The 23,468-nt window shown below is 63.2% G+C and carries 15 protein-coding genes; 12 read left to right on the top strand and 3 right to left on the bottom strand.

Going from position 1 to position 23,468, the window contains the following annotated elements:
• Window positions 1-17 precede the first annotated feature (17 nt).
• The 8 genes from otnI (at window position 18) to V1292_RS32310 (ending at window position 13,920) form a co-directional block, all read left to right on the top strand.
• Complete coding sequence (gene otnI / locus V1292_RS32345) at window positions 18-800, top strand: 2-oxo-tetronate isomerase (RefSeq protein ID WP_334376591.1); 783 nt, start codon at window positions 18-20, stop codon at window positions 798-800.
• Entirely contained in the window at window positions 797-2,074 is a 1,278-nt protein-coding gene (gene otnK, locus V1292_RS32340) for a 3-oxo-tetronate kinase (RefSeq protein ID WP_334376590.1), read from the top strand. Before otnI ends, otnK begins: the two co-directional genes overlap by 4 nt.
• A gap of 179 nt (window positions 2,075-2,253) precedes the next feature.
• The gene (locus tag V1292_RS32335) at window positions 2,254-3,945 is read left to right on the top strand and encodes a methyl-accepting chemotaxis protein (RefSeq protein ID WP_334376589.1); all 1,692 of its coding nucleotides are present in this window, start codon (window positions 2,254-2,256) and stop codon (window positions 3,943-3,945) included.
• Between the two features lie 254 nt (window positions 3,946-4,199).
• Window positions 4,200-6,227 (top strand): methyl-accepting chemotaxis protein, encoded by a 2,028-nt coding sequence (locus V1292_RS32330; RefSeq protein WP_334377229.1) that lies wholly within the window; start codon window positions 4,200-4,202, stop codon window positions 6,225-6,227.
• 213 nt (window positions 6,228-6,440) lie between these two features.
• Complete coding sequence (locus V1292_RS32325) at window positions 6,441-8,141, top strand: methyl-accepting chemotaxis protein (RefSeq protein WP_334376588.1); 1,701 nt, start codon at window positions 6,441-6,443, stop codon at window positions 8,139-8,141.
• Between the two features lie 331 nt (window positions 8,142-8,472).
• Window positions 8,473-10,506 (top strand): methyl-accepting chemotaxis protein, encoded by a 2,034-nt coding sequence (locus V1292_RS32320; RefSeq protein WP_334376587.1) that lies wholly within the window; start codon window positions 8,473-8,475, stop codon window positions 10,504-10,506.
• Window positions 10,507-10,950: 444 nt separating this feature from the next.
• Window positions 10,951-11,919, top strand: a complete 969-nt coding sequence (locus V1292_RS32315; protein ID WP_334376586.1) for a helix-turn-helix domain-containing protein — start codon at window positions 10,951-10,953, stop codon at window positions 11,917-11,919.
• 258 nt (window positions 11,920-12,177) lie between these two features.
• On the top strand, window positions 12,178-13,920 hold the full coding sequence (locus V1292_RS32310) for a methyl-accepting chemotaxis protein (RefSeq protein ID WP_334376585.1): 1,743 nt from the start codon (window positions 12,178-12,180) through the stop codon (window positions 13,918-13,920).
• 182 nt (window positions 13,921-14,102) lie between these two features.
• Here the strand turns inward: V1292_RS32310 and V1292_RS32305 are convergent, their stop codons facing one another.
• Together V1292_RS32305 and V1292_RS32300 are read right to left on the bottom strand one after the other, a co-directional pair.
• The gene (locus V1292_RS32305; protein ID WP_334376584.1) at window positions 14,103-15,617 is read right to left on the bottom strand and encodes an acetyl-CoA acetyltransferase; all 1,515 of its coding nucleotides are present in this window, start codon (window positions 15,615-15,617) and stop codon (window positions 14,103-14,105) included.
• Window positions 15,618-15,773: 156 nt separating this feature from the next.
• A complete protein-coding gene (locus V1292_RS32300) occupies window positions 15,774-16,907 on the bottom strand; it encodes a nitronate monooxygenase (protein WP_334376583.1) in 1,134 nt (377 codons plus the stop codon).
• A 312-nt stretch (window positions 16,908-17,219) separates the two neighbouring features.
• Between V1292_RS32300 and V1292_RS32295 the strand changes: the two genes are divergently transcribed.
• A complete protein-coding gene (locus tag V1292_RS32295; protein ID WP_334376582.1) occupies window positions 17,220-18,878 on the top strand; it encodes a flavin-containing monooxygenase in 1,659 nt (552 codons plus the stop codon).
• Between the two features lie 163 nt (window positions 18,879-19,041).
• Here the strand turns inward: V1292_RS32295 and V1292_RS32290 are convergent, their stop codons facing one another.
• On the bottom strand, window positions 19,042-20,193 hold the full coding sequence (locus tag V1292_RS32290; RefSeq protein ID WP_334376581.1) for an aminotransferase class V-fold PLP-dependent enzyme: 1,152 nt from the start codon (window positions 20,191-20,193) through the stop codon (window positions 19,042-19,044).
• A gap of 252 nt (window positions 20,194-20,445) precedes the next feature.
• Here V1292_RS32290 and yghU point away from each other — a divergent pair, with 252 nt between their 5' ends.
• The 3 genes from yghU (at window position 20,446) to V1292_RS32275 (ending at window position 23,385) form a co-directional block, all read left to right on the top strand.
• Window positions 20,446-21,348, top strand: coding sequence for a glutathione-dependent disulfide-bond oxidoreductase (gene yghU, locus V1292_RS32285; RefSeq protein ID WP_334376580.1), 903 nt, complete (start codon window positions 20,446-20,448; stop codon window positions 21,346-21,348).
• Between the two features lie 49 nt (window positions 21,349-21,397).
• A complete protein-coding gene (locus V1292_RS32280; protein WP_334376579.1) occupies window positions 21,398-22,159 on the top strand; it encodes an alpha/beta fold hydrolase in 762 nt (253 codons plus the stop codon).
• Between the two features lie 107 nt (window positions 22,160-22,266).
• Entirely contained in the window at window positions 22,267-23,385 is a 1,119-nt protein-coding gene (locus V1292_RS32275; RefSeq protein WP_334372408.1) for an IS630 family transposase, read from the top strand.
• Window positions 23,386-23,468 lie beyond the last annotated feature (83 nt).

Raw genomic sequence — 23,468 nt, 5'->3', positions numbered from 1 at the left:
CAAGAAGGGGACCGTAGATGCCGCGCTTTGCCGCCAATCTCTCCATGATGTTTACCGAGGTCCCGTTCCTCGACCGCTTCGATGCGGCGGCGCAGGTGGGGTTTACCGCAGTCGAATTTCTGTTTCCCTACGACCATCCGGCAGACGCCGTCGGCGAGCGGCTTAAAAAGAACGGCCTGACGCAGGCGCTGTTCAATTTGCCGCCGGGCAATTGGGACGCCGGCGAAAAAGGCTTTGCCGCGCTGCCGGAGCGCTTTGACGATCTCAAGCGAAGCCTTGAGACGGCGTTGCCCTATGCGAAGGCGACCGGCGTCAAGCGGCTGCATCTGATGGCGGGCATCGCCGATCGCAGCAGCGCGAAGGCCGTCGAACAATTCTACAAGTCGGTAGCGTGGGCAGCCGAGTTCTACGCGCCCCATAGCCTCGACGTCGTGATCGAGCCGATCAATCCGCGCAACGTGCCTGGCTATTTTCTCAACGATTTTTCCTTCGCGCGCGACCTGATTGTCGAACTGAAAATCCCAAATCTCAAACTGCAGTTCGACATCTATCACTGCCAGATCATCCATGGCGACGTCACCATGCGGCTGCGCGAGATGATGCCGATAACAGGCCATGTCCAGATCGCCAGCATTCCCTCGCGCAATGAGCCTGACGGCGAAGAGCTGAACTATCCGTTCCTGTTCACCGAGCTCGACCGGCTCGGCTATGGCGGCTTCGTCGGCTGCGAATACAACCCGCGCGGCAAGACCACCGATGGCCTCGGCTGGTTCAAGCCCTATGCCGGAGCAAAACCGTGAAACTGTTCCTTGGCTGCATCGCCGACGACTACACCGGCGCCTCCGACCTCGCCAACACGCTGACGCGTCAGGGCCTGCGCACGGTGCAGACCATCGGCGTGCCGCCAGACGATCTGGCGCTGCCGGAGGTCGATGCGGTCGTGATCTCGCTCAAGAGCCGCTCGATCGAGGCTGATGTTGCGGTCGACCGTTCGCGCGCCGCGGAAAAATGGCTGCGCGGCCGCGGCGCCGCTCACGTGCTGTTCAAGATTTGCTCGACCTTCGATTCCACCGACGCCGGCAATATCGGTCCGGTGATGGACGCGCTGCGCGCCGACTGCGGCGATGCCATCGTGCTGGTGACGCCGGCGTTTCCGGAGACCGGCCGCACCGTTTATCAGGGCAATCTGTTCGTAGGCTCCGTGCCGCTGAACGAAAGCCCGCTGAAGGATCATCCGCTCAATCCGATGCACGATTCCAATCTGGTGCGGGTGCTGGCGCGCCAGAGCCGGACCCAGGTCGGGCTGGTCGATCTCGCCACGCTCACGCGCGGTGCGGAGGCGGTTCGCGGGCGTCTCGCTGAGCTGGCGGGAAAGGGGATCGGCGCGGCCATCATCGATGCCGTCTTTGACCGCGATCTGGAAACGATTGGCGCCGTTGCGCTGGATCACCGCCTGTCCGTCGGCGCATCCGGCATCGGCCTCGGCCTTGCGCGCGCGCTGGTCGCCTCCGGCAAGGTCAAAGCGGCGGCCGCGGGCGCGGTCTCCGGCACGCCGGTCGGCGGACCGGCTGCGTGTCTTGCGGGGAGCTGCTCGCAGGCGACGTTGGCGCAGATTGCCAATGCCGAAAAGACTATGGCCGTGCTGCATCTCGATCCCGAGCAGATCATCGCGGGGCCGGCAGAGGCGCGCCGGGCGCTGGCCTGGGCGAGCGACCGGATCAGCGATGGTCCAATCCTGATTGCCAGCAGCTCGACGCCGGACCAGGTTGCAGCTCTGCAATCTCGGCATGGCCGCGATGCAGCCGGACATGCCATCGAGCTGGCGATGGCCGATATCGCCGAAGGCCTGGTGCGCACCGGCGTGCGGCGATTGGTGGTCGCCGGTGGTGAAACTTCGGGCGCCGTCGTCGATCGGCTGAGGATTCCGGGCTTTCTCGTCGGCGAAGAAATCGCTGCAGGCGTGCCGGTTTTGCGCGCGGTCGGCGCCGAGGACGGCGAGATGCTGCTCGCACTGAAATCAGGCAATTTCGGCGGGACGGAATTTTTCTCCGATGCCTTGAATCTGATGCGCTGATCGCCTCAAGCCGACATTCATTTCCTGGTGAGAACTGTCGCGTAGGTATTTGTACCGACGCGAATTAACTCAACTTGAGGACGCGTCAGGTTTGATATCCGCAAGGCATCCTTCCTTTCCAAATTCCGGGCCTTTTCCAAGACGGCGTCCCGCGCGCCCAAAACCAAGAGATTCCACCCATGCTCGCCCGCTATTCGATCCGCACCAAGATTATCACCGTGGTCGCCTTCCTGCTCGTCGCGATGGCGGGCATGGGTCTGCTCGCGGTGAAGAACATGCGCGCCATCAACGCCAACACGGTCGATATCGCGACCAACTGGATGCCGAGTATCCGCGTGCTGGGCGACCTGCGCGCCGGCACCATCACCTACCGCAACGTGATCCGCGAGCACATGCTGTCCGAGACGCTGGAAGAGAAGCTCTCGATGGAGAAAACGCTCGCCACCGTCATCGACAACAACACCAAGATCCGCGCGGCCTACGAGCCGCTGATCACTTCGGCGGAGGAGCGGGCGCTGTATGCCGAATGGTCGAGGCTGTGGGACAAATACCGCAAAGGCACCCAGGAGGTCATGGAGCTGTCGCGCAAGGCGGCTGGGACCATCCCGACCGAAGCGCACGACCTGAATACCACGACCGTCAACAAGATCAGCCTCGATGCCGATGCCGTCCTGAAGAAGAGCATCGATCTGAACAATGCCGGCGCGGACAAGGCGGCAAGGGAGGCGGCTGACAGCTACACCGCCGCTCTCATGATGCTTGCCCTGATCCTTGGCGCCGCCGTTATGATCGGCATCGGCATCAGCGCCTATCTGGTTCGCGACGTCTCGCGCGGCATTGCTTCGATCGTCACGCCGATGCAGGCGCTGGGTAACGGCGATCTGAATGCGGAGGTGCCGCACCAGGGCGAGAAGACCGAAATCGGCGCGATGGCCGATACCTTGCAGGTATTCAAGGAAGCGCTGATTGCCAAGAAAGCGGCCGACGAGGCTGCTGACGCCGACGCCGAAGCCAAGATCGAGCGCGGCCGGCGGGTCGATGGCATCACCCGTAACTTCGAAAGCGTGATCGGCGAGATCGTGCAGACGGTATCCTCGGCTTCGACGCAGCTCGAAGCGTCGGCCGGCACGCTGTCGGCGACCGCCGAGCGCTCGCAGACGCTGACCTCGGCCGTCGCCTCGGCTTCCGGCGAAGCCTCCGCCAACGTCCAGTCGGTGGCCTCGGCGACCGAAGAGCTTTCTTCCTCGGTCACCGAGATTGGCCGCCAGGTGCAGGCGTCGGCGCGGATGGCGACCGACGCAGTCGGTCAGGCCCGCGTTACCAACGACCGGGTCAGCGAATTGTCCAAGGCAGCGGGCCGGATCGGCGACGTCGTCGAACTCATCAACACCATCGCCGGCCAGACCAACCTGCTGGCGCTCAACGCTACCATCGAGGCGGCGCGCGCCGGTGAGGCCGGCCGCGGCTTTGCGGTCGTGGCGTCGGAGGTCAAGGCGCTGGCCGAACAGACGGCAAAGGCCACCGGCGAGATCAGCCAGCAAATTGCCGGCATCCAGGGCGCGACCCAGGATTCTGTTAGCGCGATCAAGGAAATCAGCGGCACCATCGAAAGGCTGGCGGAAATCTCCTCGGCGATTGCGGCCGCCGTGGAAGAGCAGGGCGCCGCGACCCAGGAAATCTCCCGCAACGTGCAGCAGGCCGCCCGCGGCACCCATCAGGTCTCCACCAACATCACCGATGTGCAGCGCGGCGCCAGCGAGACCGGTGCGGCCTCCTCGCAGGTGCTGTCGGCGGCGCAGTCGCTCTCGGGCGATAGCCAGCGCCTCAGGCTCGAGGTCGGCAAGTTTCTGGAGTCGGTCCGGGCAGCCTGACAACCGGCCAACCGTCGACGAAGGGCCCGGCTCGCCGAACGTGCGCCGGGCCCTTTCGCGTTTGGCGCGAAGATGGAGGACCTACAACCCGACTGGCTGGATGCCCGTAATTTCACGCAAGCGGAAATTAACCGGTCCCCGCTACGCTGCGCCGCATCTTCAGGGATTCGCGCGCGAAGGTTGCCGGTTCCTTTGCGTCGTAAAAATTCCGCATCCGGAAAACTGATTCAGAAGAAATTGGGGTCGTCGACATGATCAAGCTCAACCGTATCGGATACAAACTGGGCTTGGCCGGGGCGGTTGGCGTCCTGCTGGCGATCGGCATGGTGGCCAACCAGATGGTCACCGAATCGAAGATCGAGGAAGCCAGCGAGCGCGCCGCCCGGTCGCAGCAGGTGGCTGACAACTCGCTTTCCGCCCATATCGACCTGCGCAAGATTCAGCTTGCTGCCGGCAATGTCAGGCTGGCGAGGACTTCCGCCGAGGTCGAGAAGACCGTTGCCGATTTGCAGCGCTACAAGGCGAGCGGGGCGAAGGAGTTGGAGGCGGCGCTGACGATGGCGCAGCGGCTGGACGCCAGGGAACGGCTGCAGAAGATCAAGACGTTGATGGATGGCTTTACTGCCGCCGTGGAAGATCTCGCCAAGGCGCAGATCACGCTGCTGGCGCAGATCGACAAGCGCTCGGTCATCTCGGAAGAATGGACCAAGGCGGTCGATGCCCAGTTGAAGTTGCCGGCCATGGCGAAGTTGGACAACCGCCTCGAGATCGAGCGTTTGCTGTTTCAGGCCGATGGAAAGGTGAACGCGTTGCGGGCTGCCGCCTGGAAGCTCGGCGCAACCGGCGATGCCAACCTGGTCTCGGAGATGGCCAAGACCGAGGCCTCGCTGAAGGATGTGTTCAACAAGCTGCGCGGCGAGGCCGATGACCGGGAATTGCTGGTCGTGGTCAGCAACCTTTCCTCGACCGTCAAGCGCTTCCTGGCCGCCAATGAGGAAGCGGTAAAGACCGAGCAGCTCAAGAACGACATCATCGCCAACCGCACCGTCAAGGCCGCCGCAGATGTCGCCGATCTGATGGAAACGACCGTCGAGGCCGCGCAAAAGGATGCCAGGACCTCCAAGGACGAGGTCATGGCCGATACCGAGCGCGCCAACCGCATCAACCTGATCATGGCGATCATCGTCGTCGCGTCGCTGATCGCCTCGGTGGCATTCTCCTTCCTCGGGGTCGCGCGTCCAATGACGCGGCTGAACGGTGCGCTGGGCGAGATGGCCGGCGGCAATCTCGATGTCGAGATTCCCGGCGCCGACCGTGGCGACGAAATCGGCGATCTCGCCAAGACGGTGACCGTCATTCGCGAGAACGCCGAGCACAAGGCGCGTGAGGAAGCCGAAGCCAAAGTTCAGCAGGATCTGATCGCGGCGCAGCGGCGCAAGGCCGAGATGATCAAGCTCGCCGACGATTTCGAAGGTGCGGTCGGCAATATCGTCGAGACCGTGTCATCGGCGTCGACCCAACTCGAAGCCGCCGCCGGAACGCTGACGACGACTGCCGAACGTGCCCAGGAATTGACCACGATGGTGGCGGCGGCTTCCGAGGAAGCCTCCACCAATGTGCAGTCGGTGGCTTCCTCCACCGAGGAGATGGCGTCGTCGATTACCGAGATCGGCCGTCAAGTTCAGGAATCGGCGCGGATGGCCAATGAGGCCGTCGATCAGGCCCGCACCACCAATGACCGGGTCAGCGAATTGTCGAAGGCGGCGGCCCGCATCGGCGCGGTGGTCGAACTCATCAACACCATCGCCGAACAGACCAATTTGCTGGCGCTCAACGCCACCATCGAGGCCGCCCGTGCCGGCGACGCCGGCCGCGGCTTCGCCGTCGTGGCATCTGAGGTGAAGGCGCTGGCGGAACAAACCTCGAAGGCGACCGGCGAGATCGGCCAGCAGATCACCGGCATTCAGGCCGCGACGGAGGAGTCCGTCGGTGCGATCCAGGCGATCAGCTCCACGATCGAGAAGCTGTCGGAAATATCCTCGACCATTGCGGCCGCGGTGGAAGAGCAGGGTGCCGCAACCCAGGAAATCTCCCGCAACGTGCAACAGGCGGCCCGCGGCACCCAGCAGGTCTCCGCCAACATCACCGACGTGCAGCGCGGGGCCGGCGAGACCGGATCGGCCTCGACGCAGGTGCTCTCTTCGGCCCAGTCGCTGTCGTCGGACTCCAACCGCCTCAAGCTCGAGGTCGGCAAGTTCCTGAATTCGGTGCGGGCGGCGTGAGCAGCCGACAGACCGCAGAGACCTACGAAGGCCCGCCCCTGAACCGGTGCGGGCCTTTTGTCGTTCGGAATCGATGGGATGCGCTGGCTGCGGGCTTGGTTAATAAAATCCCGTATATCTACTGAGTACAAAATTAACGGGTGGAAAGCGCCTGACATGTACGATTCCGCGCAGTGGGGCTGACGACCACCGTCGTCGCGTGGGAGATTAAGCATGTTTGGAATGATAAGCCGGGCCAAGCTGACGGTTGGCCGAAAGATCTATGCCCTCATCTGCCTGAGCTTTATCGGTTTCCTCGGCATCGCCTTTCTCGATTCGCGCGAACTGGCATCGAGCTTGAACCAGCAGAAGCAGATCGAGCTGCGCCACCTCGGCGAAATCGCACTCGGCATCATCAAGGAAGAGCATGCCGCGGCGCAGAAGGGCGGCGTGTCCGACGCCGATGCCCAGAAGCGGGCGATGGCGCGGATCGGAGCGCTCAGGTACGGCAACAACGACTATTACTGGATCAATGACATGCATCCGAAAATGGTGATGCATCCGATCAGGCCGGAGATGAACGGCAACGATCTTTCGGCCTACAAGGATCCCAACGGTAACCTGTTGTTCGTCGATTTCGTCAATACCGTCAGAAAGAACGGCTCCGGCTTTGTTCCCTACGAATGGCCGAAGCCCGGCTTCGACAAGCCGCAGCCGAAATTGTCCTACGTGGTCGGCTTCGCTCCGTGGAACTGGGTCGTCGGCACCGGCGTCTACATCGACGACCTGACGGCGCAGACCTGGGCCTCGACCCAGCGCTCGCTGATCATTGCCGGTGTAGTCCTGCTATTTACGCTCGTGGTGTCGATCTTCGTGGCGCGTAGCGTCACCGGTCCGCTGCAGCGGATGACGGTTGCGATGAACGAACTCGCCAGCGGCAACCTTGCCGTCGAGGTGCCCGGCATCGGGCGCGGCGACGAGGTTGGCGAGATGGCCAAGGCCGTCGAAGTGTTCAAGAGCAATGCCATTTCGCGCCAGTCGCTGGAGGCCGAGCAGCACGCGGCCGAGACCCGCGCCGTGGCGAGCCGCAAGGCGGATATGAGCAAGATGGCCGACGATTTCGAGGCGGCGGTCGGCCAGATCGTCGAAGCCGTATCGTCGGCGTCCAGCCAGCTCGAGGTCTCGGCGGGCACGCTGACGTCGACCGCGGAACGCGCGCAGGAACTTGCGACAACGGTCGCTTCGGCCTCCGAGGAAGCCTCGACCAATGTGCAGTCGGTGGCGTCGGCCACCGAAGAGATGGCGTCATCCGTCACCGAGATCAGCCGCCAGGTGCAGGAATCGGCGCGGATGGCCAACGACGCCGTGGAGCAGGCGCGCACGACCAATGACCGCGTCAGCGAATTGTCGAAGGCGGCAACCCGCATCGGCGACGTCGTCGAGCTGATCAACACCATCGCCGGCCAGACCAACCTGCTGGCGCTCAACGCCACCATCGAGGCGGCGCGCGCCGGCGAGGCCGGCCGCGGTTTTGCGGTCGTGGCTTCCGAAGTGAAGGCGCTGGCGGAACAGACCGCGAAGGCAACCGGCGAGATCGGACAACAGATCACCGGCATCCAGGCGGCAACGCAGGAGTCGGTGAACGCGATCCAGGCCATCAGTGGCACGATTGAAAAACTGTCGGAGATTTCGTCGACGATTGCGGCGGCCGTGGAAGAGCAGGGCGCCGCGACGCAGGAAATCTCCCGCAACGTGCAGCAGGCGGCCATGGGCACCCAGCAGGTGTCCTCCAACATTACCGACGTGCAGCGTGGCGCCAGCGAAACCGGATCGGCGTCCTCGCAGGTGCTTGCGGCGGCGCAATCGCTCTCAGGCGACTCGAACCGCCTCAAGCTCGAGGTCGGCCGCTTCCTCGACTCGGTGCGGGCGGCCTGACAGGGCCTGGACAGGCATGAGTCAAACAAGAGCCCGGCTTCCAAAGCCGGGCTTTTTTGCATCCGGCGTGAATTGCTTCAAGCAACCGGCGTTCGCCGCGGCGTGCCTGCGGACATTTCATAAAACGGGCACCGATAGCGCTACCGCCTCCCGTAATTTTACTTGCTGCCAAATTAACGCATGTGAAGTCGCTAAGTGATTTGATGGGGGACGGCTTGGCCACGTCCTGCGGATTCGCGGATTGCGGAAAAAGCCTGGATCGGGCAACGGCGTCCAAAATCCCAAGTCATGGAGACCTGTCGTGGCCATTTCGTTTGGTCGACTCCGAATCATGCCCCGCATCCTGTGCGCGCTGCTGGTTCCTTCACTTGGCCTGTTGCTGGCCTCATCGATCGTCGTGCGCGAAAAGGCAGCGACGGTCGGGGAAATGCAAAAACTCTCCACACTTGCCGGCCTCGCCACGCGCGTCAGCGGGCTGGTGCACGAGATGCAGCGGGAGCGCGGTGCCTCCGCAGTTTTCCTGGGCAGCAAAGGCGAACAGCTAAAGCGAGAGCTTCCCGAACAGCGCTTGCTCACCGACGCGCAGCGCCAGACGCTCGGAGCCGCGCTCAAGGACTTTGATGTCAAGGCAGCCGGCGGTCAACTTGCCACGATCCTGGACGATGCAATGGCGCAGGTCGCGCGACTCGAGGCGATCAGGCAAGACGTCAGCTCCCTCAAGATAGCTGCCGCAGACTCGAACGTCTATTTCACGACCACCATCGGCCGCCTGCTCGACGTCGGGCTGGAGATCTCCCAGCTAGTAACCAACGTCAATGTCGCCCGCGCCCTTTCGGCCTATTCAAGCTTCATGCAGGCCAAGGAACGGTCCGGGCAGGAGCGGGCAACGGGTGCCCCTGGATTTGCCGCTGGCAAATTCAACCTCGCCCAGTATCGTCTTTTCGCCGGCGTCGTCGCCAATCAGAATACCTATTTCTCCCTGTTTAAGTCATATGCCACCAGCGACGATCAGGTCTTCCTCGCGACAACGGTCGTTGGGGAGACGGTGACCGAAGTCGATCGCATGCGGAAAATGGCGATCGAGACGTCCCCGGGCGAGCCGCTGAGCGGCGCCGATGGCGCACATTGGTATAAAATGACCACAGCGCGCATCGACCTAATGAAAAAAGTCGAAGACCATCTTGCCGGAAATCTGCTCGCTTTGGCGGAGCGTACCCGGGTGACGGCGGAATCGGCATTTTGGACCGCCCTTGGCATTGCCGCGGCGGTAATCATTCTGACGGGCGTCCTTGGGCTACTCATCGTACGCAGCATCATACGACCCCTTATCGGCCTCACTTCCGGCATGAAGGAACTCGCCGGCGGCAATTTCGGCGTGGTTCTTCCAGGGCTCGACCGCAAGGACGAGATCGGCGACATGGCGTTTGCCATCGAGGCATTCAAGCTGAAGGCTGCGGACAAGGCCCGCGACGAAGCTGAAGCCAGGATCAAGCAGGATCAGATCGCAGCGGGGCAACGCAAGGCGGACATGAACAAGATGGCCAACGATTTCGAGGCGGCGGTCGGCCAGATCGTCGAAGCCGTGTCGTCGGCGTCCAGCCAGCTCGAGGTCTCGGCGGGCACGCTGACGTCGACCGCGGAACGCGCGCAGGAACTCGCGACAACGGTCGCTTCGGCCTCCGAGGAAGCCTCGACCAACGTGCAGTCGGTGGCGTCGGCCACCGAAGAGATGGCGTCATCCGTCACCGAGATCAGCCGCCAGGTGCAGGAATCGGCGCGGATGGCCAACGACGCCGTGGAGCAGGCGCGCACGACCAATGACCGCGTCAGCGAATTGTCGAAGGCGGCAACCCGCATCGGCGACGTCGTCGAGCTGATCAACACCATCGCCGGCCAGACCAACCTGCTGGCGCTCAACGCCACCATCGAGGCGGCGCGCGCCGGCGAGGCCGGCCGCGGTTTTGCGGTCGTGGCTTCCGAAGTGAAGGCGCTGGCGGAACAGACCGCGAAGGCCACCGGCGAGATCGGACAACAAATCACCGGCATCCAGGCGGCAACGCAGGAGTCGGTGAACGCGATCCAGGCCATCAGTGGCACGATTGAAAAACTGTCGGAGATTTCGTCGACGATTGCGGCGGCCGTGGAAGAGCAGGGCGCCGCGACGCAGGAAATCTCCCGCAACGTGCAGCAGGCGGCCATGGGCACCCAGCAGGTGTCCTCCAACATTACCGACGTGCAGCGTGGCGCCAGCGAAACCGGATCGGCGTCCTCGCAGGTGCTTGCGGCGGCGCAATCGCTCTCAGGCGACTCGAACCGCCTCAAGCTCGAGGTCGGCAGGTTCCTCGATTCGGTGCGGGCGGCTTGATCCTCGTACCTGCTATTCGGTTCGAAGCCGGTTCCTGATGCCGGCTTCGCGATCGCTGGCGATCCGAATCAGAAACGCGACTTGCCATGAGCCGTCGGCTTTTCGGCTGCAAGAGGAGCGAGAAACATCCCTAGATCGTAAAATTGCGATTGCGGCACGTGCCGTTCAATCGCCCTGAGCGAAACTGGGATAAAATGTGGCGAATGAACTTCCTAAGTCGGGAAAAAGTGGTAATACGCGGAGGTATCGTGACGATCTGAACCTCTGACATGTGTTCTGCGTCAAAGAAGATGAGCCAGGACTCAACACGCTTCATCCAAAGGGGAGGCGCATCGAGGCACCCACCCGCCATGGTCAAGTTGCGCGCACGATCCCTCTCAATCCCGGCTAGCGCTCTTTCTCGTTGTTGCGACGATCGCTGCCGACGGCTCGGATGACCGCCGCGTGTCGTTGCTTGATGACCTAGTTGAGTCTGAGTTCGTAAAGATTAGCCGGTCTCTGGACGTCGATCGGTTCCGGAGCATCGAAGGACTGGGCGATGCCAAGAGCATTCCGATCGACGCCAAGCACTTCGCCGCCGCTTTCGCCTCGCTGAAGCTGAAGTCCTGTTCGGTCCATCTGCAGCGGACGTTCCCTCGAATTCTGCAGATGCAGTATTCCACGACCGGCGCGATCGTCGGCTTCACGATGGACGATGCGGCTTCGTTGATCATCAACGGCGTTGAAGCCCGCGCGCCGGCCTTGCTCCTGGTCAAGGGTACCGCGACGTGTGAGATCGTGGAGCAGCGGGCCAATCTGGTGGCGCTTGTGAATTTTGCTTCCATCGACGATCGCGGCTGGCCGGGCGATGCCGATAGCGCTCAATTGATCGCGACGCTGCCGGATAGATGCGAGACACTTCGGGTGACGGTTCGCGATGTCCTGACGCTCGCTTCGCATTCGCCCGATAGCTTCGCGCAGCCGAACGTGATCGAGCACGTTGAAGAATCGATTCTGCAGGCGGTCGATCTGGCGATGGCTGCGGCATCGCCCACACCCGAAGCCAAACGCCTGAGCCTGAGCCACTATCTGGCGCTGGTCCGAAAGCTTGACGAGTTCGTGGCCGACAGCGCCGGCAGGACGTTGTACAGCGCCGACGTGGCGCGGCAACTCCGGGTCTCGGTGCGGACGCTGCATAACGCCGTGGTTGCCATTCGCGGCATGAGCATGCACCGCTACATGCGGTTGCGGCGGCTGTGGAACGTCCGACAACAACTGGTGCGCGGCGCGTCGGTGCAGTCGGTGAAGGCGGTCGCGCTCGCGAACGGCTTCTGGCACATGGGCGAGTTCACCGCGCTCTATCGCGAGTTGTTTGGCGAAACACCGCAGCAGACGCTGTCGGCAGCGCGCAGGCAGACGGGCGATCCGGCATGATGGAGCTAAAGCGCGCCGCGCTTCCGTAATACTACCAGTTCCCGGACCGTCCCGCCTTAGACGCTGGTTAACCATCGTATGAAAGCCTGACGGTCATGGGTGCCGCTCTGTGGCTATGCCGCCGCAGGAGCCCTTCGTTCGCAGCGAACCGGCTCGTCCCAAATTGGCCCGGCACTTCTTCACCGTGATCCCGCCATGCGGGAAACAACGGCAGCGCTGTGATTCCCCCGGGTCGTTTCATTTGAAGGACGCAAAGCCATGTCCCGCTTCATCCTGAACCTGTCGATCAGCGCCAAGCTCGGCATCGCCTCGGGCCTCGGCGTTCTGCTTGTTGGCGCGATGGTGATCGCCCAGATGCGCGCCAACAGTTCACTGCGCGATGCCGATGCCCGTAAGTCGGAGCAGCAGACGGTCGCGCGAGAAGCGGTAGGTGCGAAGGCGTCAATTCGCGGCATGCAGACCGGCGTGCGCGATCTTCGCCTCGTCAACAGTTCGGCGGACCTGCAGAAAGCGAATGACTATCTGGCGGCCCGGCTCAAGTCGGTGAACGGATTTGCCGACGAGATGCTGCGTCTGTCTCATTCCAGCGAAAATCGGGCACGCATCGAGAAGCTCAAGACGCGGGCGGCAGACTACGCCAAAGCAGCCCAGCAGATCGCCGCAGTCCGTGGTGAAGCGATTGCCGCCGCGGGTGGTGGTTCCGATGCCGCCTCGCGCGTCGCGAAGTTGAACGAAGAAGCCATCCGCGTTGCGAGGGAAGTCACGCTGCCGATCGCGGCCGAGCTCGAAGCGCTCGCCAACCAGATTGCCGATTTTAGCAAGCGTCGCGTGGAGGAGGAAGCCGCGCAGGCCGCCCAGGAGATGACCTCGGCCGAACGCCAATCCATGATCGTCGGCCTCTGCACGATCCTTCTCTTGATCGGCACGTCCGTGTTTTCCTTCTTCACGATTGCTCGCCCGATGCGGGCATTGAGCGCTTCGATGGAGGAACTCGCCGGCGGCAATTTCGCCGTCGTGCTGCCCGGGCTTGGCCGCAAGGACGAACTCGGCGCGGTCGCGGGCGCCGTCGAGAAGTTCAAAGTCGTCTCCGAGCAGAAAGCTCATGACGAGGCGGAAGCCAAGATGAGGCAGGACCAGGTTGCGGCCCAGCAGCGCAAGGCCGAGATGGTCCGACTTGCCGATTCGTTCGAGGCAGCCGTCGGTGAGATCGTCGAGACCGTGTCGTCGGCGTCTACCGAACTCGAAGCTTCCGCCGGCACGCTGACGGCAACTGCCGAGCGCGCCCAGCAGGTGACCACGACGGTGGCTGCGGCCTCGGAAGAGGCGTCCACGAATGTGCAATCGGTTGCGTCAGCGACGGAAGAGCTGTCTTCCTCTGTCAACGAGATCAGCCGTCAGGTGCAGGAATCGGCGCGAATGGCGGGTGAAGCCGTCGACCAGGCGCGCGTCACCAACGATCGCGTCAGCGAATTGTCGAAGGCGGCAGCGCGTATCGGCGACGTCGTCGAACTCATCAACACCATTGCAGGCCAGACCAACCTGCTGGCGCTCAACGCGACCATCGAGGCGGCGCGCGCGGGCGAAGCCGGCCGCGGCTTTGCGGTGGTGGCGTCGGAAGTGAAGGCGCTCGCCGAACAGACCGCCAAGGCCACCGGCGAGATCAGTCAGCAGATATCAGGCATCCAGGGCGCTACTCACGAATCCGTCGGCGCTATCAAGGAAATCAGCGGCACCATCGAACGGCTGGCCGAGATCGCCGCGACCATCGCCGCGGCGGTGGAAGAACAGGGCGCGGCGACCCAGGAAATCTCCCGCAACGTGCAGCAGGCGGCCGACGGCACCCAGCAGGTTTCGGCCAACATCACCGACGTGCAACGCGGCGCCAGCGAGACCGGCTCGGCTTCCGCGCAGGTGCTTTCGGCGGCGCAATCGCTCTCTGCCGACTCGAACCGCCTCAAGCTCGAGGTCGGCAAGTTCCTGGATACGGTGCGGGCGGCGTGAGGGGTGGTCGGTCCGGGGCACGAAGAAGCAGAATTCTCTTACCTTCTCCCCTTGTGGGAGAAGGTGGCGCGTAGCGCCGGATGAGGGGTCCTCTCCGCGGAGACAGACCCCTCACCCGTCTCAATCGCGCGTTCCGCGCGATTGATCCACCCTCTCCCACAAGGGGAGAGGGGAAGAAACCGTTACCCCACCCGCCACTCCAGCACGCGATCATCCGCGGCAACGATATCGCCGACCGACCCCACCGGCGTCCGATCCATGTTCAGCAGATGCTTGAGCGTCGCTGCGTCACCAGCGGGCACACGCGCCAACGCTCGCGCATCCTGCTCGGTGCGCAGCATCACCACGCCGTGCTCGACCTCGCCCTTGCCCTTGTAGATCACGGTAAAGCTCTCGACTTTGCCCTTGCCTGAGGCGTCGGTGACGAAGTCCGGCACCGTGCGCCGATGGCGGTCGGCCTCGGCCTGCACGCTGGTGTCCTGCGCGAGCGGCCCCTTCGGCGCCTCGCGCGACAACACCAGTCCGTGATGCTTGGTGACAAAGCCGCCCTGGCCGTAGAGCAGGCCGAGCTTGCCGCCTTCGCGCAGTTTCCGCACCATCGCAATAGCCGCGTGCGTCATGTAGGTGTTGAGCGGCGCGCCAAAGAAGGTGAGGCCGCCGGTCACCGTCGGCTGCACGTCGGGACCCAAGCCCAGCGTCCGCCGCGCCATCTTCGGCACGCAGGGGAAGCAGCTATAGAGCTCGATGGCATCGAATTTCCTGCCGTCGCCCTCGACCAGGTCCATCACCGCCTTCAGCACCGCGTTCTGCGGATGGCTTTCATAGAACTGGTCGCGCACCAGGTAGTCGCGCGGCTCCTCCGCCGACGCGCCGCCGATCGGATAGACCAGCCGCTGCTCGGCCACGCCGGCCGCGCGCGCTTTCGCCAGCGAGGCCAGCAAGACGGCCCCGCCCATGTTGACGGTCGGATTGGCCACCATCAGTTTTGTGTACGGCCACGCGATCAATCGGTTTTCCGGCGTCGGCGTGATGATCTCTTCAGGTGCAAAACGCTTCTTCAGCCACGAATTTGGATTTTCTGACGCCACTTTCGAATAGGTCGACCACAGCGCGCCGGATTCGGCGAGCGCCTCGCGCGGCGTCTGGCCCCAATGCGCTGAGGTGGCGGATTCGTAGAGCGGATAGACGGTGATGGGGCGGAACACCCCAAGCTTCACCGCCATCGGCTTCTGAAACGCCGCACCGCGCTTCGGCTCCTCGACGTCATGGGCGAACGGCGTCCATGGCAGGGCGATGCCGCCGCGCTCGGCCTTGGTTGCGGTGGATTGCGCTTCCGCGCCGCAGACCACCGCCACGCTGCACTCGCCGCGCGCGATGCGCTTTGCGGCTTCGTGAATGTAGCGGATCGGGCTCTCGCCGCCGACCGGGCCGTAATAGCAATGCGCTGGCGCAGCACCAAGCTTTGCTGCGAGCTGCTTCTCGGGATCGCGATAGCGCCAGCTCAGGAAATTGACGACGTCGAGCGAGCCGAGTTCGCCGAGCAGCTTTGCACCGCTATCGGCCTCCGAACGCCGCACCGCCTGTTCGAGCAGCGCCAGCGGTTCGAGGCCGGCGGCGATGTCCTTTGGCCGGTCGACGATTTCGCCGACGCCGACGATGACGGGAATGCGGTCTTCGGGGAGGGGGGAGTTCGACATCTTTTCTTGTTTACTTTCGATTGATCAGTTTGACGCATCCGTCGTTGCGGGTTCGTAGGGTGGGCAAAGCGAAGCGTGCCCACCACTTCCGAGCAAGAAGCCAGATGGTGGGCACGGCGCAAGGGCGCCTTTGCCCACCCTACGGGAGGTTCGCCGTCACTCCTCCATCAGCATGTTCATATGCTCCACCGCGTCGGCAAAATCTTCCTTGAACTCTTGCACCACCGCGCCGGCCGACTTTACGCTGTCGATCAGGCCGACGCCCTGGCCGACGAAGTAAGTCACGAGGTCGCGCGCCTGCACATTGCCGGCGGCGGCCGCGCGGTCGATCGAATTGAAGGCGTCGCGGCTGATGATGCTTTGCAGCGGCATCGGCAAGGCGCCGGGGCTGTCCGGTCCGCGGTCCCATGCATCGGTCCACACCGACCGCAATTGTCGTGCCGGCTTGCCGGTGCGGCCCTTGGAGCGGACGGCGTCGCGGGAGGATGCCGCGATCATCTTCTCGCGGAAAATTTCCGTGGTCTCCGATTCCACCGTCGCCAGCCACACCGAGCCGGTCCAGGCGCCAGCCGCACCCATCGCCATGCAGGCCGCCATCTGCCTGCCTGTCATGATGCCGCCTGCGGCCAGCACCGGCACGTCGCGGACCGGCTTGATCGCCTTGATCACCTCGGGCACCAGCACCATGGTCGAGACCTCGCCGCAATGGCCGCCGGCCTCGGTGCCTTGCGCAACCAAAATATCGACGCCGGCAGCGACCTGCCTCAAAGCATGTTCTTTCGAACCAACGAGCGCCGCCACCGGCACGCCATGCTTGCGGCCCATGTCGATCATCTGCTTCGGCGGCACGCCAAGCGCGTTCGCAATCAGCTTGATCGGATGGCGAAACGAGACCTCGAGCACGTCAAGCGCGCGCTGCGCGTCAAACGGCTGCGGCTGGTTGTCGGCGACATTGCTCGTCGTCAACTCGACGCCGTATTTCTTCAGCAGGTTGCGGGTGAAATCGCGATGCTGCGGCGAAATCCGCGCCTCCAGGCTCTTCCAGGTGACGTCCTTCTCGCCCGCGGTCGAAATGTTTTCAGGGATCAGCACGTCGAGCCCGTAGGGCTTGCCATCGGTGTGATCGTCGATCCATTTCAATTCCTGTTCGATCGTCTCGGGCGAATGCGCGGTCGCTCCCAATACGCCAAACCCGCCGGCGCGGCTGACGGCGGCAACGACGTCGCGGCAATGGCTGAAGGCGAGCAGGGGGAATTCAATTCCCAGCATGTCGCAGATTGGCGATTTCATGGTGACCTCCCGGCGGCAGCATTCCAGATTGCTGCTCGGCTTTCCGCGCGACGCTAGCCCATCGGAGGCTTGCATGCCAAGCGGTGTTAGTTCCTCATCCTGAGGAGCCTGCGCAGCAGGCGTCTCGAAGGATGAAGGCCACAGACGGGGCCTCATGGTTCGAGATGCGCGAAGACGCGCTCCTCACCCTGAGGAGCGAACATTCCATCTCGCAAAATATGCAGGGCACGGCCGCCGATTTGCGTCTTGCGCTTTGGCGCTAGCGATAGAATGCTGCACGCAACCAACATAATTTTCAGGGAGCCCGTTTTCATGTCCGTCATGCCGTCTGCCGCCGCCAAATCGTCTGCTACCTACGACGTCGTCGTGGTCGGCGCGGGCTTTGCCGGCATGTACATGCTGCACCGCTTGCGCGGGCAGGGGATGACGGCGCGGGTCTACGAGCAGGGCTCGGGCGTCGGCGGCACCTGGTACTGGAACCGCTATCCCGGCGCGCGCTGCGACGTCGAGAGCATGCAGTATTCCTATTCGTTCTCGGAAGAGCTGCAGCAGGAGTGGGACTGGAGCGAGCGCTATGCACCGCAGCCGGAGATTTTGAAATACGCCAACCACGTCGCCGACCGCTTCGATCTGCGAAGGGACATCCAGTTCGACACCCGCGTCGATCGTGCCGAGTTCGATGAGGCGACCTCCCTCTGGTCGGTAACGACTTCGCACGGCAAAACGGTGTCAGCAAAATTCGTCGTGCTCGCCACCGGCTGCTTGTCGAACGCGCGGATGCCCGACATCAAGGGTCTCGGTCGGTTCAAGGGCAAGGTCTACCACACCGGCCACTGGCCGCATGAGGAAGTCGATTTCACCGGCCAGCGCGTCGGCGTCATCGGCACCGGATCGTCGGGGATTCAGTCGGTGCCGGTCATCGCCGAACAGGCCAGCCATCTGACGGTATTCCAACGCACCGCGAACTTTTCGATTCCCGCGCGCAACGCTCCGCTCAACGAAGAGGACCGGCAAAAATTCCGCGCCAACTATCCCGAGATCAGGCGCTTCGCCCGCGAGGTCGCGAAAAATGGCATCTACACCGAGATGCCCGACCGCGGCGCGCTCGATGACGGCGACAATGAGCGCCGCGCCAAGTACGAGGCGCGCTGGAATCACGGCGGGCTTACCTTCATGTCGGTCTACAACAATCTTGCGCTCGACAAGGCCGCCAACGACACCGCTGCGAATTTCGTCCGCGAGAAGATCGCCGGGATCGTCAAGGACCCGGAAACGGCAAAACTGTTGCAGCCGAACAACCATCCGATCGGCTCAAAACGCATCTGCATCGACACAGATTATTTCGCGACCTTCAACCGCCCAAACGTGACGCTGGTCGACATCAAGTCGAATCCGATTGAAGAGATCACCGAAAACGCCGTGCGCGTGGCCGGCAGAAACTACGAAGTCGACGCTCTGGTGTTGGCGACCGGTTTTGACGCCATGACGGGATCGGTGGCGAAGATCGATATCAAGGGCCGCGACGGCCAGACGCTCAATCAAAAATGGGCCGCGGGCCCGCGCACCTATCTCGGCTTGATGAGCGCGGGCTTTCCCAATCTCTTTGTCGTCACCGGCCCCGGCAGCCCGTCGGTGCTGTCCAACATGATCGTGTCGATCGAGCAGCATGTCGACTGGATCACCGACTGTCTCGCTCACATGCGCGATCGCGGGCTCGACACGATGGAGGCCGCCACCGAAGCCGAGGACAAATGGGTCGCCCATGTCAACGAGGTCGCCTCCAGCACGCTCTATCCGCAGGCCAATTCCTGGTACATGGGCGCCAACGTCCCGGGCAAGCCGCGCATCTTCATGCCCTATATCGGCGGCGTCGGGCCGTACCGGAAGATCTGCAACGACGTCGCGGCCAAGGGCTATGAGGGATTTGTGATGGAGCGAGCTTCGGTGCCGCGCAAGGTGGCAGCGTCGTAAACCGCCGCATCGCAACTCTTTGACCCTCATGGTGAGGAGGCGCGAATGCGCCGTCTCGAACCATGTGGCCCCGCCGGTGCCATTCATCCTTCGAGACGCCGCTTTCGCGGCTCCTCAGGATGAGGTCTGACATAAGGGTCGAGCGGGCAAAGCGCCCTACATGTTAGCCGCGCAGCCGCCGCGCCAACACCTCAACAAATCGATCGACATCGGCCTCGTCATTATAGACGTGGGGCGAGATGCGCATGCGCCCGAGGCGCGGAGCGACATAGACGCGTTCGCTCGCCAATCCTTCGACGAGGCCCGCCGGCATTCCGCCCTTGAAGGCGAGGCTCAATACATGCGGCGCCCGCAGGTGAGGTTCGGGAACGTGGACGCCGATGCCGCGCACGGCTTGCGCGATCCGCTCCGTCAGCATCGTGAGACGTTGCACAATGGCCGGCGCGCCCCAGTCAGCCATCATCTCCATGCCGATCGAGGCCATCTCCATCGAGATGAAATGGTCGCGCTCGCCCATGTCGAAGCGCCGCGCATCGGGAACATAACTGAGATCGGTGAAATAGACAGCGTTATCGGCGCGCACGTTGCAGCGGCCGGACGCGGTCTGCTCAAGCGGGATACCGCCTTGATGGCGTTTTGCAACATAGAGAAAGGCGCGGCCGTAAGGGCCGAGCAGCCATTTGTAGGCCGGGAAGATCACAAAATCCGGGTCGAGACGCTTCACGTCGGTCGTCAGCACGCCAATGCTGTGCGTCGCGTCGACAAGGAAGGCGGCGCTCCGCTGCCGCAGTGCCGCGCCGACCTTGTCGACATCGATCAACCCGCCGTCCGACCAGTGCACTGATGAGATCGAGGCCAGGCTGACCGGCGGAGCGCCGGATCGCTCGATGCTTCCGAGAACCGCCGCCGTCCAGTCGCCATCGTCAGGTTGCCGCACCGTCTCGACGGTGAACCCTTCTGCCTCGGCCCGCGTCTGCCATTCGAGCACCGGCGAGGAATGATCGTTCTCCAGCACGATCACGCGCGTGCCGCGGGCGATCGGCAGCATCTTCGCGGCGGTAGCAACGCCGTAACTGATCGAGGGAATCAGCGCGATATCGGCGGCTTCGGCATTGATCAGCCGGGCGGCAGCTAGGCGCGCGCGTTCATGCTGCTGATTGGCGAAGGAAGCCTCTAGCGTCCACGGCGTGCCCTTGCGGAGAACCGCGGCGCGGCCGGCCTCCAGCGTTCGAAGCGGCAGCGGGCTGAAAGAGGCGGCGTTCAGGTAGCAGATCTGGCGCGGCATCTCGAACAGGGCGCGCTGTGATGGGAGCATGTGGATGGGTCTCTTTGATGGCGACACATCCAGTATGGCCGATCTCGACTACGCCAGCCACAGCAGCATTGCTCCGAGTACATTTCCCTCGTGCAATCAAGGCAGGCGTGGCATGGCGCATTCCTCCCCTGATTTTTGCGCGCTTTTTGTTCTGTTGCGGTGCTGATACGAAACGTTACATGGATTGCACCAGCCGACGCGCGACAGATCACGCAATCGCGAGACGGCCGAAGAAGCCTGGAGCCGACCCGAATGACCGATGCCCCCGTTAACGATCCCGCCGAATACGTGCCGCCAAAAGTCTGGACCTGGAACAAGGAAAGCGGCGGCCGGTTCGCCGCGATCAATCGCCCGATCGCAGGCCCTACGCATGAGGCGGAGCTGCCGGTCGGCCGCCATCCGTTCCAGCTCTACTCGCTGGCTACGCCCAACGGCGTCAAGGTCACCGTAATGTTCGAGGAGCTGCTTGCGGCCGGCTACAGCGGCGCTGAATACGACGCTTGGCTGATCAAGATCGACGGCAACCAGTTCGGCAGCGGCTTCGTCGCTGTCAATCCGAATTCGAAGATCCCCGCACTGATGGATCGCAGCGGACCGACGCCGATCCGGGTGTTTGAATCAGGTGCGATCCTGATGCATCTCGCCGAAAAGTTCGGTGCCTTTTTGCCGGCGAGCGGGCCGGCGCGGGCCGAATGCCTGTCGTGGCTGTTCTGGCAGATGGGCAGCGCGCCGTATCTCGGCGGCGGCTTCGGCCATTTTTACGCTTATGCGCCGACCAAGATCGAATACGCCATCGACCGCTACGCCATGGAGGTGAAGCGCCAGCTCGACGTGCTCAATCGGCGTTTGGCCGACAACGAATATCTCGCAGGGAGTGAATACACGATCGCCGACATGGCGACCTGGCCATGGTACGGCGCGCTGGCCAAGGGCCTGGTCTACGGCGCCGGCGAATTCCTCTCGGTGCACGAATACAAGAACGTGCAGCGCTGGACCGATGCGATCGCCAAGCGCCCGGCGGTGAAACGCGGGCGCATGGTCAACCGCATCTCCGGCGATCCGGCAAGCCAGTTGCATGAGCGGCACGATGCGAGCGATTTCGATACCAGGACGCAGGACAAGATCGGCGAGCCGGCGCAGGGGGACTCTCGATAAACAACCAACAAAGGTCCCGCGCGCCCAACAGGGCAGAGGAAAAGCCGCCATGAGCTTGTTCGAAAAAGGCCCAGTCCGCATCCACTACGAGGAAGCCGGCTCCGGCTTTCCGCTGCTCCTGATCGCCGGCGGCGGATTGAATTCGAACATCTCCGGCATCACCGGCGACTATCCGCCCTTCAACGCCATCAAGGAGTTCGGCAACGAATACCGCTGCATCGCCTACGACCTGCGCAACGCGCCGCCCGGCCAATCCACCGGCCCGCTCGAGATCGAGCGCCCCTGGGATTCCCACACCGATGATCAGCTCGCCTTGATGGATCACCTCGGCTTTGAAAAATTCATGGTGCTGGGTTTCTGCATCGGCGGCCCCTTGATCTGGAATCTGATCAAGCGCGCGCCGGATCGCGTCGTCGCCGCCGTATTGGCGATGCCGTCAGGCTCGCGTCCCGAAATGCGCGACCTGTTTTACAATAACAACATGACCGGCTGGGCGCCGGAACTGACAAAACGCCGGTCCGACATCACGATGGAGCAGGCAGAAAAATTCCTGACCCGGATGTATCGCACCGATCCCGATTTCGTCTTCACCGTGACGCGCGATTTTGTGCGTCAATGCCAGACGCCGGTGCTGATCCTGCCCGACGACATCCCGGCGCATCCGTATGCGGTTGCCATGGAGAGCGCGCTGCTGGCGCCGAACGCGGAGGTCAGCCTGTTTCCGTGGAAGGAGCCGAAAGAGCGGGTGCCGCTCGCGGTGCGGCAGATCCGGTCTTTCCTGCGTGCGCATAGGCCAAGCCGAGATTCGTAGGGTGGGCAAAGGCGCTCTAGTGTCCCGAGTCACAAGTTCGCAATCTTAGAGTCGCGTTAGATTCGCGTCGCTGTGCCAAGGAAGGGCAAACAGCGACGGAGCATCCAATGGCGGTCCAGCGACTTGTCCCCCTGATATTGAGCGATGATGAGCGTGCCGAACTGAAGTCGCTGACCATGCGGCGGAAGACGGCGCAGGCGCTGGCTCTGAGAGCCCGGATCGTGCTGACCTGTGCGGAAGGCGGCCAGAACAAGGAAGTGGCAACCAAGCTGGGCCTGGACCGGGCGACGGTAGGAAAGTGGCGGCGGCGTTTTGTGGAGCAGCGTGTGGCCGGGTTGTATGACGAACCACGCTCCGGAGCGCCACGCACGATTGACGATGCCCGCATCGAAGCTGTGATCGTGCGGACGCTGGAGAGCTGCCCCGAGAACGCCACCCATTGGAGTTCTCGCGGCATGGCGAAGGCCAGCGGCCTGTCGGTGTCGACGGTGCAACGCATCTGGCGGGCCTTCGGGCTCCAGCCGCACCGGCTGGAGACGTTCAAGCTCTCGACCGATCCGAACTTCGTGGCCAAGGTGCGCGACGTCGTGGGCCTTTACGTCTCGCCGCCGGAGCACGCCATCGTCCTGTGTGTGGATGAGAAGTCTCAAATCCAGGCGCTGGACCGCAGTCAGCCGATGCTGCCGATGCGTCCCGGCCAGCCGGCCCGAAGGAGCCACGACTACAGAAGGCACGGCACCACATCGCTGTTCGCCGCCCTCGACATTGCGACCGGACGGGTCATCGGCAAGTGTTACGGACGGCACCGTGCCGCCGAGTTCCGCAAGTTCCTCGATGAGATCGAGGCCGCCGTGCCGCGCGAACTCGACGTCCATCTCGTCATGGATAACTACGCTACGCACAAGACTCCGCTGATCCGGCGATGGCTGGCCAAAAGGCCGCGTTGGCACGTGCACCTGACCCCGACCAGTTCGTCATGGCTCAATCAGGTCGAGCGCTTCTTCGCGCTCCTCACGGATCAGAAGATTAGGCGCGGCGTCTACCGCAGTGTCGCCGCCCTCAGGGCTGACATCACTTCGTTCATCGACCGACACAATGCCGATCCCAAGCCGTTCCGATGGACCAAATCAGCCGATGACATCCTTGCTTCCATCGAGCGCTTCTGCCGATACAATGTCTCGGCCAACCACGCCCAGATGTTGCGAACTTCTGGTTCAGGACACTAGCGCCGTGCCCACCATCTTCATGCGTGGTTGGAATGGTGGGCACGCGGAGCCTGTCATCGGGCGCGCATTCGCGCGACCCGGTG

Origin of the sequence: Bradyrhizobium sp. AZCC 1719 (assembly GCF_036924525.1) — a bacterium.
Classification (GTDB): domain Bacteria; phylum Pseudomonadota; class Alphaproteobacteria; order Rhizobiales; family Xanthobacteraceae; genus Bradyrhizobium.
This window is presented reverse-complemented; position numbering and strand designations above follow the sequence as displayed.